The sequence below is a fragment of the Novosphingobium sp. PP1Y genome, assembly GCF_000253255.1.
Taxonomy (GTDB): Bacteria; Pseudomonadota; Alphaproteobacteria; order Sphingomonadales; family Sphingomonadaceae; genus Novosphingobium.
In genome coordinates, this window is sequence record NC_015579.1 from 109873 (window position 1) to 122039 (window position 12167).

Annotated in this window: 11 protein-coding genes and 2 pseudogenes; 6 read left to right on the top strand and 7 right to left on the bottom strand. The window is 60.0% G+C overall.

The annotated features are described in order from the left end of the window. Positions 1–2 precede the first annotated feature (2 nt). From PP1Y_RS24995 to PP1Y_RS25930, 3 genes and pseudogenes are all read right to left on the bottom strand, one after another. Positions 3–581, bottom strand: a pseudogene (locus tag PP1Y_RS24995) (type II toxin-antitoxin system HipA family toxin); the annotation flags it as partial. Beyond that, positions 574–927: a helix-turn-helix domain-containing protein gene (locus tag PP1Y_RS00750; protein ID WP_041558030.1), complete on the bottom strand. Its 354-nt coding sequence runs from the start codon at positions 925–927 to the stop codon at positions 574–576. The gene PP1Y_RS00750 and the pseudogene PP1Y_RS24995, both read right to left, overlap by 8 nt. Before the next feature lie 1150 nt (positions 928–2077). Beyond that, positions 2078–2482 carry a hypothetical protein gene (locus tag PP1Y_RS25930; protein WP_158511814.1) on the bottom strand — a complete coding sequence of 135 codons (405 nt, stop codon included), beginning with the start codon at positions 2480–2482 and terminating at the stop codon, positions 2078–2080. Between PP1Y_RS25930 and PP1Y_RS00755 the strand changes: the two genes are divergently transcribed. Further along, a complete protein-coding gene (locus tag PP1Y_RS00755; protein WP_013831376.1) occupies positions 2481–4757 on the top strand; it encodes an FdhF/YdeP family oxidoreductase in 2277 nt (758 codons plus the stop codon). The two genes, PP1Y_RS25930 and PP1Y_RS00755, sit on opposite strands and share 2 nt — an antisense overlap. 32 nt (positions 4758–4789) lie before the next feature. Here PP1Y_RS00755 and PP1Y_RS25630 read toward each other — a convergent pair whose 3' ends face one another. Further along, positions 4790–5035, bottom strand: coding sequence for a hypothetical protein (locus PP1Y_RS25630; protein WP_041558032.1), 246 nt, complete (start codon positions 5033–5035; stop codon positions 4790–4792). 1006 nt (positions 5036–6041) lie between these two features. On the opposite strand from PP1Y_RS25630, the gene rnk reads away from it, so the two are divergent. Beyond that, on the top strand, positions 6042–6761 hold the full coding sequence (gene rnk, locus PP1Y_RS26580; protein WP_065762381.1) for a nucleoside diphosphate kinase regulator: 720 nt from the start codon (positions 6042–6044) through the stop codon (positions 6759–6761). A gap of 377 nt (positions 6762–7138) precedes the next feature. Here rnk and PP1Y_RS00770 read toward each other — a convergent pair whose 3' ends face one another. Together PP1Y_RS00770 and PP1Y_RS00775 are read right to left on the bottom strand one after the other, a co-directional pair. Continuing rightward, a complete protein-coding gene (locus PP1Y_RS00770) occupies positions 7139–7690 on the bottom strand; it encodes a hypothetical protein (RefSeq protein ID WP_013831382.1) in 552 nt (183 codons plus the stop codon). Between the two features lie 75 nt (positions 7691–7765). Next, a pseudogene (locus PP1Y_RS00775) lies at positions 7766–8017 on the bottom strand (aconitase family protein); the annotation flags it as partial. A 366-nt stretch (positions 8018–8383) separates the two neighbouring features. Between PP1Y_RS00775 and PP1Y_RS26585 the strand changes: the two are divergent. From PP1Y_RS26585 to PP1Y_RS00790, 4 genes are all read left to right on the top strand, one after another. Then, positions 8384–8518: a hypothetical protein gene (locus PP1Y_RS26585; RefSeq protein ID WP_369799470.1), complete on the top strand. Its 135-nt coding sequence runs from the start codon at positions 8384–8386 to the stop codon at positions 8516–8518. Positions 8519–8528: 10 nt separating this feature from the next. Further along, on the top strand, positions 8529–8744 hold the full coding sequence (locus PP1Y_RS26590; protein ID WP_369799471.1) for a type II toxin-antitoxin system RelE/ParE family toxin: 216 nt from the start codon (positions 8529–8531) through the stop codon (positions 8742–8744). Then, positions 8741–9052 carry a DNA-binding transcriptional regulator gene (locus PP1Y_RS00785; protein ID WP_232512205.1) on the top strand — a complete coding sequence of 104 codons (312 nt, stop codon included), beginning with the start codon at positions 8741–8743 and terminating at the stop codon, positions 9050–9052. The genes PP1Y_RS26590 and PP1Y_RS00785 overlap by 4 nt, the downstream gene beginning before the upstream one ends. A gap of 260 nt (positions 9053–9312) precedes the next feature. Beyond that, positions 9313–10200, top strand: a complete 888-nt coding sequence (locus PP1Y_RS00790; protein WP_013831385.1) for a hypothetical protein — start codon at positions 9313–9315, stop codon at positions 10198–10200. Here the strand turns inward: PP1Y_RS00790 and PP1Y_RS25640 are convergent. After that, positions 10164–11960, bottom strand: coding sequence for a hypothetical protein (locus PP1Y_RS25640; RefSeq protein ID WP_041558035.1), 1797 nt, complete (start codon positions 11958–11960; stop codon positions 10164–10166). The genes PP1Y_RS00790 and PP1Y_RS25640 overlap by 37 nt on opposite strands. Between the last annotated feature and the right edge of the window lie 207 nt (positions 11961–12167).

Here is a 12167-nt window from a genome sequence, read left to right on the forward strand (position 1 = left end):
CCTTTCAGTATCTGATCTGCCCCGTGTTGATCGAGCACCGAGGCCTTGGGGCGCGTGCCGCCGAGCGACGAGCCTGGCGCGAAGATCATGCGCAGATCCTCCTCGCTTTCCTCGTCGCGCTCGATCCGTTCGGTCACGGCGAGGAGCTTGCCGAGATCGACCAGTCCGGGAACGCCCGCGCCTTCTTCTGCAAGAAAGGACTCCTCACCCACCCGGCGGAAGCGCAGGGCACCGAGGCGCGCGCGGTCGGAGACGCCCAATAGATAATCGATTTCGGTCAGCGTGCGTGGCGTTCGTGCCTCGCGCTCAGCGCCGCGGCGTTCGGCGCGCTGCATGAGGCGGCGGCCCCATGTGTCGGGCGCCAAATCCCCGATCGAGCCGAACAGCCCTGTGGTGGGCTCGAAGGCGCCGCGGCCAAGCTGCAGCGCGGGGTCGAGCGAGAAATCGGTGTCGTGGCCCAGCCAGTCAGGATGATACTCGAAGACGACAGGCGCGCGGTCGCCGACGCGTTCGGGCGCGTAGAGTGTTCCGACACGCAACGTCGCCTCGCCGAGTGCGATATGCACCTCGACGTCAGCCATTGCTGTCAGGTCGAGTGCTCTCGGAGCGCGGTTTGCGCCGCTTTATCCGCGCGCGCTTAGGCAGGGTCTCGGCCGAGAGGCGCTGCCCTGTCGGGTCGTTCGCCGGATCGGCGAGCGCGCCAAGGCCGTCGAGCAGTCCCATCGCCTGGAGGACGGCGGCATAAAGTCCGATTCCGACGCCCGGATCACCGGCCTCAATGCGGCGAAGCGTCGGGCGCGTGGTAAAGGCGCGACTGGCGACGACATCTGCGGGCAAGCTGCGCCTTAGCCGGGCGTCGCGCAAATCGGACCCTAGCCTGGCCAGCGCGCGGCGAACCGCGATCGATGGAAGATGAGGACTCGGCATTGGAAACATCGCTTTCCGTTATCGGCACTTTATGTAATAGGATGTTTCCATTATGATAAGCTTAAACGTAGCATGGGCAGACCAGATGCTCAACTGCGCGCAGGCTTAGCCAAGACCGCGCTCCCCCCTCCGACCGATGCCTTAGCCGGCTCGATGAAGAACGCCATCTGCACGCTCGGCAGATGATGTTCGGAACTCGGCATGAGTAGCAAGCGATTGACGGTGTTATCCTGGATTCCGCCGTCATGATGGCCAGAATGGGAAACAGACTCTCCACTGGCTCGGTCCCTGAGTGTCGCCAATCGGGCTGCAGCTTGGTCGAGAACGAAGAGATCGTGGATCCTTCCGGCTACACGACCAAGGATCTGGCGAGGCACTTTGGCGTTTCGCGCCAAGCTCTCAGCACCCTGCTGAATGACGCTGCACCCCAGGATGTGACATCGAGCACGACTTCTTTGGCCGGACGGAGCCTCCGCAATTCTCAGAGCTCTGGCCCTCGCTTGGGATTGAGAATTGATCCTGCGGATTTCTCGTTCGGCCAATTTGTAGCGCGGCACAGCGGTAAGTCGCCAGTCCGCATGGGCAGCTGGACAAAACGACGCTCATTTTCATCATCGGCGTACCGATATTGGCTTTGCACGGATTGGTCCGGGCGGTGGGTAAGTTACATTGATCGACTGAAGCGAAAATGCTGCATGTTTATTGACCCAATTGCAGCCTGAGCGCGTTTAGGAAAATCGGGTAGGAGAACCGTTGTGAGGCAGATCTGCACAGATCCATTACTTTTGGGATTGTTTGCGGCTTGCTCGCTCGGATTGCCCCAGATGACAGCTGCGGACCCAGGCGCAATTCGCGAACTGCAAGGACGGTGTGAGTACGGAAACAAAGCAGCGGGTTATCCAGGACCGCAGAATAGCTTCCTATTCTGCCGATCAGTTCTGGTAGATTTGAGCGGCGCCGTAGAGTTCCGGGACGGGAACCATAGGAGAGTGGCTCGATACGAAGGGCAATTTGATGGGGACACCATGTCCGTTGAGAGCTTGGATGTTCCAAGGAAGGAAATTCAATCCGCGCGCGGTTCGTGTCGCATTTTCCGTCGGGACGGCGAGATATCAACCGTGACCTGTGTCGGTATCGTACATCAGCACTCTTATGCGGCTAATTTTGTCCCCCATCGGGATCTTTGAGAGGCATGCAGGATAGCATGTTTATCGGGCTTGATGTCCATAAAGCAACGATCTCCGTGGCGGTAGCCGACGGGATGCGGGGAGGAGAAGCGGTCCAGAGAAGAGGCGCGATTCGGCTTTTCACAGAAACGCGATAATTCCTCCATATTGATCTGAAGAAATCCCATCGCGACGAACCTCAACTGATCCTGTTCACAGGCCTTATCGTTGCGCTGATGATCGGCGGCACTATGTGGATCCTGGCCAGTCAGTTCAACGGCATGTGATGGCTGCGGCGCGCGCCCACGCAGCGATAAAGTGAAGCGGTTGCATGAAACCGATGGGACTGCCGATCCGTTGGACAGACAGACCTTGAGGAGAACGTGCATGGCCGAAACCGTCGACCCCATCGAATATGAAGGCCCAGCCGGGGGCTGGGGCTCGCTCAAAGGCATAGCGCGCACCGAAATCGCGCAGAAAGCCGGGCCCGGCGCGCTTGAGACACTCAAGGAGCAGAACAAGCCGGCCGGATACATGTGCAGTTCGTGCGCGTGGGTGAAGCCCGCTGAGCCGCATCCCTTTGAATTTTGCGAAAACGGGGCAAAGGCCACGCTCTGGGATCTCACCAGCGCCCGCTGTCGACCCGAGGATGTGTCGGCATATACAGTCAGCGAGCTTGCCGACTGGCCGGATCACGACCTGGAAATGTTGGGCCGCCTAACCGAGCCGATGCGCTATGACGCGGCGAGTGACCGTTATGTTCGAACGAGCTGGGACGAGGCATTCGCGGGAATAGCGGCTGAGCTGCAAAAGCTCGATCCCAAATCGGTGACCTTCTATGCCAGTGGCAAAGCTGGACTGGAGGCGAGCTACCTATATGCGCTGTTTGCGCGGATGTACGGGCATAACAACCTGCCGGACAGCTCGAACATGTGCCACGAGACGACATCGGTAGGACTGAAGAAGGTCGTAGGATCGCCCGTCGGCACTTGTCAGCTGGAGGATTTCGACCACTGTGATGCGATATTCTACCTTGGCCAGAACCCGGGCACGAATTCGCCGCGCATCCTCCACCCGCTTCAGCAGGCGGTGAAACGCGGCTGCAAGATCGTCGTCTTCAATCCCTTGAAGGAAAAAGGTCTTGTCGAGTTCGTCAATCCGCAAAACCCGCTACAGATGACGGTCGGCAAGCCGACGCAGATGAGCCACCTCTATCTGCAAGTGCGGCCCGGCGGCGATATCGCCGCGCTGATGGGCGTGTGCAAACGCGTGCTCGAACGCGACGAGGCGGCGAAGGCCGCCGGGGAACAACGCATCCTCGATTGCGCGTTCATCGAACAGCACACGCACGGCTTCGACGCGTTCCTTGCCAAACTCGGGGCGACGTCTTGGGATGAACTCGAGCAGGCTAGCGGTCTTACACGCGCAGAGATGATCGAGGCCGGCGACGTCTATGCCAGCGCCAATACCGTGATCGGTATCTATGGCATGGGACTGACCCAGCATGTCCACGGCAGTCAGTCGATCGGCCTGCTCGTCAACCTGCTGCTGCTTGGCGGCAATATCGGCCGCAAGGGGGCGGGCTGCTCCCCGATCCGCGGGCATTCAAATGTGCAGGGCCAGCGCACCGTCGGCATTACCGAGAAGACAAAACTTGCGCCGGTCGAGAAATATCGCGAGCTGTTCGGACTTGAGACGCCGGAGGAGGACGGCCACACCACAGTGGAGTTTCTCCAAGCGGTGATCGAGGGCACAAACAAGGGCTATATCGGTCTCGGTGGAAACCTTGCCCGCGCCGTGCCCGATCATGGCCGCGTCCATCCGGCGTGGCGGCAGATGGAACTGACCGTCCACATTGCGACGAAGCTCAACCGCACGCATTGCATGCCTGGCAAGTCCTCGTGGATCCTACCCTGCCTTGTGCGTGCCGAGGAAGATATTCAGAAGACCGGCAGCCAGTGGGTTTCGATCGAGGACAGTTTCAGCCACATCTACGGCTCGAAGGGCAAGCGCAAACCCGCGAGCGGGCACCTGATGAGCGAGACGGCCATCATCTGCGAACTGGCCAAAGCGACGCTGCCCGCCAATCCACGCTGGACTTGGGACGCATGGCGCGCAGATTACGGCGTGATCCGCGACCTTATCGCCCGCACTTTTCCAGACGAGTTCCATGACATGAGCGCGCGGATGAATCAGCCCGGCGGCTTTTATCGCGGGAACCCGGCGCATGAGCGCATCTGGAAGACCGAGAGCGGCAAAGCCGAATTCACCGATCCCACCGTGCTCAATGCTTGCGGGGTCACTGACAATCCGGGCGGCATGCATCTCGTGACGCTGCGTTCAAACGATCAGTTCAACACCACGATCTACGGTTATTCGGACCGCTTGCGCGGTCTCGAGGGCAGCCGCATGATCGTGATGATGGCGCCATCGGAAATGGAGCGGCTCGGGCTGGTGGAGGACCAGCAGATCGCGCTCGCCACTCAATATGCCGATGGTGTGAACCGCCGGGTCGAAGGCCTGGCGGTCAAACCTTACGACCTGCCTGAGCGCACGGTCGTAGGCTATTTTCCTGAGCTAAACGCGCTGGTGCCGCTCGAATACCACGATGAATTGTCCAAGACGCCAGCGAGCAAGGGTATCCCGGTAGGCCTCGAATACTGACGAAGCAAACCAGTCAAAAGGGCGCTGCGCATTCAGCGTTTCTCGGTTTTTTCCTTGATGAATTCCGTCTGCGTCGCTGCGCCGGATGGGCCGCGTTCCGGGCGATCGCTGGTAGGATCGGGTGCGTCAGGCTCCGGCTTGCCAGAGTCGACCGGGGCGTGGCCATCTGTGCCGGGCTTGCTGGCAACCGTGAATTTGGCTTCGCGGTCCGTGCGCGCACCTGCGCCGGTGTCGGACGGTTTGTCCGTTGTCTTCGGAGTTGAGCCAGCCTGTTTCATTGCAACGTCTCCTTTCCCTGTACATGATTGATGAAGGGTGGCAGCCTTCTCGAACGACGGCGCCGCCCCCGGTGATGAGCGGCGCCATCCCGACAATTGCTGGATTATTTCGCAGCGCGGGTGCCGGGCTCGTACACCTTTCCTTTGATGTAGCCGGCTGCTTCCTTTGCTTTTCCTTCGATGCTCGTTGCAAACTTCTTCGGTCTCAGGTGAAACTTCAAGAATGCCCCCCATCACGGACGGTTCCAAAGGCGATGCTAATTAACTCTAAGAGTAAGATAAAAGACGAAGAGAATGCACGTATCGCGGGTTCTATTGACGACGATCCCGCCGATATGCTGAGCGGTTTAGTGGTCGCGACTGGTGCCTTGAGTTGTATCGGCCTCTGCTCATGCTGCCTCCTCCATTCTTGAGGCTCGGCACCAGCCAACCTGGTGCAACCCTCGAACGCAGAATGCCGCAGGAGAGGCCACTCACCTAGTCAGCTCAGGCGAACATGGGGTCTAAGGCGAGGGCGGCAGCGGCCGCATGCGCATCGCTATATCATCGCTTGGGACGGTGCAGGAGGCGTTGGCCTCATGGATAACGCGATCATTCCGAACCACAGCACTTCGCCTGTTAGCTGTTCGGGATCGAGGTGTTACGCCATGGGGCGACCATGGCGCGCACTTGATCGAGTTTCGCGGGGCTGCATTGGAATGTGTGGCTGGCCAGATGCGAGAGATCGGTGAAGACCAACCCATGACCGATCACGGGCTTGCAGTTTGACTGCTCTCACGGATTGCGGCAACGTCACCCTCATGATTCTTGACCTTCGGCATTTCCGGTACGCCCGCCATGGGGGGCAGCTTCTCGCAGGCATTTAGCCCCGAGTTCAGGTGGATAGCGCCCCGAACTCGGGGTGAAGGTGAAACTACGGCGCCCGACAGCGGCGCTGCTCCACGCCATCCACCGGAAAGTTACAACCATGCCAAAGTCAGGGGCGGCAAAGCGGCCGCCAATTCACTTGATCGATGTCGAAGCCGATGCGCTTTCAGGTCTTGCATACTCAGCGGAGAAGCTTGCGCCCGACGTCAGCAAGCTCCTGCTTGAGGAGATTTTGCGCGCCAAGGTTTTGAAAGCCGAGCGCATCCCGAAAGACGTCGTCACCATGCGTGCCACAGTGAAGTATCGCGATGAAGCGAATGGCACTGCACGCTGGGTACAATTGGTCTACCCCCGCGAAGCCGATATCGTTCAGGGGCGAATTTCCATACTCACCCTGATAGGCGCGGGCCTTGTCGGTCTGCGCGAGGGGCAATCCATCCTTTGGCCAGACCGGGATGGGCAAGAGCGGCTCCTGACAGTTATCAAGGTTGTGCAGGGCGATCAGCTTGAGACGCCACAGGTCGAGGCGAAACCGCTGCGGGCCGAAGGCTTATCCACCCTGCCTGAACCGGCTACCGAGCAACAAACCGGCATCGATGTCATCATCCAGATCGAAATCGATAGGCGCCAACCAGGCTATCGCGCGCGTTTCGAAGAGGCCGTGCTGAACTGGCCCAATCTGCGAGAATGCCTGCTGCTGTCCAACGACATGAACTATTCTCTACGCCTTTGCCTGAAGAGCGTGGGAGAGTACGAACACGTCAAAAGCGGCCTGCTGGCAAATTTGCCGGGCATCCGAAAATTGACCGCCAACTTCGTTGTGTCTGACCTGCTTCGAAGACGGGAGCATCAGGGTTAGCGACTGGGCCGAAGGGAAGTTCGAAACCACTGGATCGCCTGCTTTTCTGGATCGATCTACTCGGCGATCCGTCCGCCAATCACGCTCTCGCCGAAACCTGGCGTATGGTGTCCGAGATCTTCCGGTTCATCCTCGGCTACGGCGCCCTCGCACGAACCATGACGGGGCTCTGTCGACTGCCCCGTCAACTCCAGCGAGGGCCCCGTGCAGCAGTTACGATGAATGAATGGCAAGTTCCATCGGACTGCCGAGTGGGTGTAAACGCCACCGAATTCGGCGATTACCGGCATTCGTCCTCCCCATCATCTGCTGGCACAGATCATCGCCCAATGCTTCGGCGACAGTCTCCAGCATTGCGAGAAGTTCACCTCGAAGGCTCATGCGCGCGCCATCCGTTCTTCGAACCTGTCTTGGGCCAGATTTGCTTCGCGCTGATTGCCCAGCCTGATCGCATCGACCAGCGCCAGCAATTCGTAAAGTCGCTCATCTTTGAGAGCTGCTTCGGGGACAGATTTGAACAATGGCGTTATAGATGACCCTCGCTGGCTTCCTTCGGCGTGAGGCCACACATAGATATCCGCGCCGGAGCTAACGAGTTGCCCTTCGAGCATGGGCGCAGCAAAGCCAGTGGCGACGCCCCGCTGTGGTGCACCAGGTTTGGCGGGGAACACATATTTCAGCCCGTGCTGGAGAAATTCGGTAAGATTGCGGCGGTTCACTTTCGGACGATCGTTGGACTTGATGGCCAATTTCGCAGCGATACTGCGCCGGAGTGATGCGCTTATCTCCGATTTGCTGATGCCCAATGCGCCTTCCAGACTTCGCAATGCAAATGGGTCGGAGCTTACCGGTTCATCAAGGCAGCCCTGCCTGATCTGGTCTTCCAAACTCACCAGCTTGAGCAATATGACGATGTCTTGGCTTTTCATGATGAACCCGTATGTCCGCTGTCCTAGGACCAAGGACAAGCATGCGCTAAGCTATCATGCTGTCAAACACCAAAAACGCGGAACCGTGCGCAGGCTGTTGCGCCCCTGTGCGGGTGCCTGGCCCATTCCGATGCAGCCATTGCAGCCGGCCTGATGCAGGCGGGCTCCTGCCTTCAGCAACGCACCAAGCGAACCGTCTTCGGTCAGAGCCACGAGCAAGGTGCGGCTTGTAGGATTGATATCCGGCGAAATGCCGTCGGCGATCGTACGATCCTGCACGATGCGAGCGGCAACCGCGAAGTCGCAAAAACCGGGATTGGCCGAAGCGTGCAAGCCTACCCGCCGTCATGGTTCAATGGGCGGCTGACTTCGCTGCAGGCCCGATGGTTCGACCTGAACTCGCCGTTGGTATCGAACCAGCTATCGCTGGCGCTTTGATATATCAATCCAAAGAGCCGGATGCGTGGCCCGCATGTCCGGTTCTGAGAGAGCCGCAGCAGAGTAATCTGCTGCGGCTACTCGACCCCGGCGACGGGCACGAAGCCGGGGCACGGCTGCGAGACCGCCAGAGGCGGTTTTGCGGCCCGGAAGGGCCAGCGGCTGAGAAGGTGATGTGCGGGCCGTCGCGATCATGGCAGCAGGTGTGGCGAGAGCGGATGAGCAGCTCAACACCGGCTCGCTATTTGGGCGTCATTGACGTATATGGTCGCGGTGAAGACCCGTCCGATCACCGTTGCCGCGACGCACTTTTTTCTGCGCGCGGCCGAGAAGACTTGGAGCGAGGAGGAACAGGCCGCACTGGTCAATTACGTCGCCCATAACCGCTGAGGCGGGCGACGTGATCCCCGGCACCGGCGGAGTAAGGAAGCTGCGCTGGGCGCGTTCGGGGAGCGGCAAGCGCGGCGGGGCGCGGGTGATCTATTTCTACTACCACCCCGACTGTCCGCTGTACCTGCTGCTGGCCTATGCCAAGGCGCAGGGAACGGACCTGAGCGCGGACGAGAAGAAGGCGGTGGCCGCCTTTGCGGCGACGATCAAGAGCGTGGTGGATTGAGCGTAAGGAGCATGGCGATGTCGGACTATGGCAAGGACCTGATCGCGGCGATGGAAGAGGCCGCAGCGCACGCCCAGGGCAAGGGCAAGGTGGCCCGCGTCCATACGATCGAGGTGCCAGACGTGCGCGCGATTCGCGAGGAGCTGGGGCTGTCGCAGCAGGCTTTCGCCAGCGCCTACCATATCCCGCTGGCCACCCTGAAGGGCTGGGAACAGGGCCGCCGTCAGCCCGATGCCACCGCCAGCGCCTATCTCTTGGTCATCGCCCGGCTGCCCGACGCGGCCCGCGACGTGCTGCGCGCGGCCTGACCGGGCAGCCCTATTTCCGGACCGCTGGAAGGGCCGTGATGCTGACGCATCGGACCCATAATTCGGATACACACCTCACGCACGGGTGCATGCCGGTTTTCTGCGGGTTTGAGGGGATGTTATCCGCACCCTCGTTCCGGGACGCTTGGCGGGATTGGCAGTTTTTCGCCATTTCTTGAGAGTGCGGATATCCTTGCACATCTGTTGCCCTTCAGTCTGTGATGGTTGAAGCAAGAGAGTTGCTGTGGTGAAGGAAGGATATGACCAATCTCCATCTTTCTCTGGACGTGACCGACACCGTCGAAAGTGCAACGTTCGACCGCTTTTTTGAGGGCTATGAGGAGAACTTCACGCTCCCCGAGGAGACTGAAGATCGCAGTGGTTTTTCGCGCTGCCTGGCGCTCAATCACGGAACTGAACACGCCCGGTTGGCGCGTCAGTTTGGGGCGTTTCGCGAGCTCTGCGTTGTTGCGCGTGACGCCCATTCAGGTCAGATGATCGGCGGCGCGAACTTTATCTCGCTAGCACCTGCGGCGCCTGGCCTGCCGGCCACCGCCAATCTCAACTACCTCTATATTTGCCCGGCCGCGCGGGGACGGGGTGCCTTGCGGACCTTTATCGGGGCGTTGTCGGATCTGATCGGATCGCTGTTCGGTAAAGACGATGCCGCTGGGGTCGCCATCTTCATCGAGCAGAATGACCCGTTTAGCATGTCGCGCGAGGCCTATGAGCGCGACTCTGAACACAGTGGCATGGATCAATTCGCGCGTCTGCTGATTTGGGCGCGCATGCAGGCCCGCGTTGTCGATTTCCCTTACGTTCAGCCGCCGCTGTCAGATGAACAGAGTGCCGACGATACGCTCGTCTATTCAGTCATGGGGATATCTGGCGACCAGATAGATCCGGCCGTGCTGCGCCACCACCTGGCGGGCTTTTTTGGGATCTCGGTTCTCAAGGGCGCACCGCTCGACCGGGTCGCCGTTGCGACCGAGCAACTGAATGCGCTGGAACGGATGCGGGCGGCGGGCGAGGCGATCGCGCTGCTCGATCCGCTGCCATATCTCAGGGCCCTCAACGATCCCGTAGCAGAGCTCGATCGCCCCGATCGCCCTCACAGCATCCGTTCGGCGCTCTCCATGCGCGCGTAATGTGACGCGACGATGGTCGGGAAACCGCAGGCCGAGAAATCATGTTGCCCCGGGGCGCCGCTAAAGTGCTTCATATCGAGGAGCTTATCGTCGCGCATACGCTTTATGATGGGGTCAGTGAGGGCGAGGGTGTTCAGCGCCTCACCGATCAGTTCACGCATTGTTACGTGGCCCGACCACTCCGGATACGCGAGCGAATGCCCGCACCCCGCCTCGTCGATTGCGCAGGCGAACGCGAAATGAAGCGGCTCGCGATCCTCGCCCCAGTCGCGAAGTGCGGACGCCAGGCCGGTTATCACCTTCGTTGCGAGCTGACGCTTTCCGAACAGGCAGCTTTCGGGATCAGCCAGATTTCCGTGTTCGAAGAAGGGGATGAAGTCCTTCCACGGTTCAGCACCCTCGGTGGGCAGGCTATTTATTGCGATCGCCCCCTCGGCGGTGGGAACCAGCACGACGATCGCCGCCCAAAGATAGGCCGAGTAATATCGGGATGGCAGTGCGTTTGCGTCCGCCGCGATGCGACCGCGCCGCGCGCCGCGGAATTCGACGTCTCCTTCGACCGCATTCGAGGCGACGATTTCGGAAATGAACAAGACCGGTCGCTCGTCTTGCGATCCGCCCCAACTGCTGAGCGCCGCACGCGGCAGCGCATTGACTTGCTCCTTTTGGCGTCCGCCCAGACTGCCCGATAGTCGCACACGGCCAATGACGTTTGCAGGAATAGCCATGCCCGTGAACGGCTTTGGTTCGGGGCGATCGGCGCCTATGGTACGAATGGCGCGCTCGTGCTCGATCTGCGCTGCCATCAGCTGTTCGAGGCTGCTGCGGATTTCCTTGCTTTCACCGACAATTTCGACGGAGTTGTTCTCGTCGCCAAAGCCATACTGGATGACCGAGTAACGGGCGGCCCAATTGCGGCATTCGCAGATCGGGATGCTGGGCCCCCAGAGCAGCCAGCAATTGTAGATGAAGAGTTGGATCTGCCGAAGGTCGCGGTCGCTTGCCGATAGCGGCTTGTGTTGCGCTCCTGTGTTCGCGTCCCGATCGAATGACTCCAGGATCTGCGGCCATTTCTGGTCGAATTTTACCAGCAGCCCCGTCAACAGATGCAGGGGCGTGACGAACCCCGATGCGATCTCGATCGGGCAAATGAAGCGATCGCCCTCCTCGCCTTCATAGCCCAGCGAGTGCAGACATTCGAAGTATCGTTCGATCTCTTCAATGCGGGCGCTCACGAGCGCCGGATTGTCGACATAGATCGTCCAATTACCCTCGATCGCCAGCGCGCGCCGCATGCTTTTCCACCACTCGCGCCGCTTTTTCCAATACGCGACCTTCATCTTGCGCCAGCGCCCCAGGGTCGTGATGGCCCGAATGGGAAACAGACTCTCCACTGGCTCAGTCCCTGAGTCTCGCCAATCGGGCTGCGGCTTGGTCGAGAACATCTCGTGCTCGATCAATATGCGCGTGCGCCTGGCCAGGGTGCGTCGGTCGAGAGAGAGCAAGGCGCGGTCCGTGAAAGCGAGGCGAAGCACGCTTCCAAACACTTGGCTAAAACTACCGCGCCTCTGGTTCGGGTTCATTCGGCGAAGCAGGATGAAGCATTTCGCAAACTCCTGATAGATCAGCAGGAGAGCGACCAGCGCCAGGATGATGGTGATGGCTGTCGGAACGCTCTCGATCCACTCCGGCGCGCCCTTCGATTTGAGCCATTCGAGCGCTAGCTCCACACCCGATCTCAGCCATTCAAGAAGTTCCATCGTTGTGCCGCCCCGAAATCCGCTATGCAAAGGTGACATGTCGCCAATGCATCTTCAATCGCGGCGATTCAGAAAGGCGTGCTCTCACGAAACGCTGGCATAACCGCCGCAGACGGGTGCAATGGGGTTCGCTCGAAGCGCCAACGGACGGCAGCGGGGAGGATCAATCGCCTTTGCGGATGAAGGGTGATGTGTGTTGTGGCTCGG

Coding starts and splice junctions, on each gene's coding strand:
- PP1Y_RS00750 (WP_041558030.1), bottom strand. CDS start 927: ATGCCGAGTCCTCATCTTCCATCGATCGCGGTTCGCCGCGCGCTGGCC.
- PP1Y_RS00755 (WP_013831376.1), top strand. CDS start 2,481: ATGGCCGAAACCGTCGACCCCATCGAATATGAAGGCCCAGCCGGGGGC.
- PP1Y_RS25930 (WP_158511814.1), bottom strand. CDS start 2,482: ATGCACGTTCTCCTCAAGGTCTGTCTGTCCAACGGATCGGCAGTCCCA.
- PP1Y_RS25630 (WP_041558032.1), bottom strand. CDS start 5,035: ATGAAACAGGCTGGCTCAACTCCGAAGACAACGGACAAACCGTCCGAC.
- PP1Y_RS00770 (WP_013831382.1), bottom strand. CDS start 7,690: ATGAAAAGCCAAGACATCGTCATATTGCTCAAGCTGGTGAGTTTGGAA.
- PP1Y_RS00790 (WP_013831385.1), top strand. CDS start 9,313: ATGACCAATCTCCATCTTTCTCTGGACGTGACCGACACCGTCGAAAGT.
- PP1Y_RS25640 (WP_041558035.1), bottom strand. CDS start 11,960: ATGGAACTTCTTGAATGGCTGAGATCGGGTGTGGAGCTAGCGCTCGAA.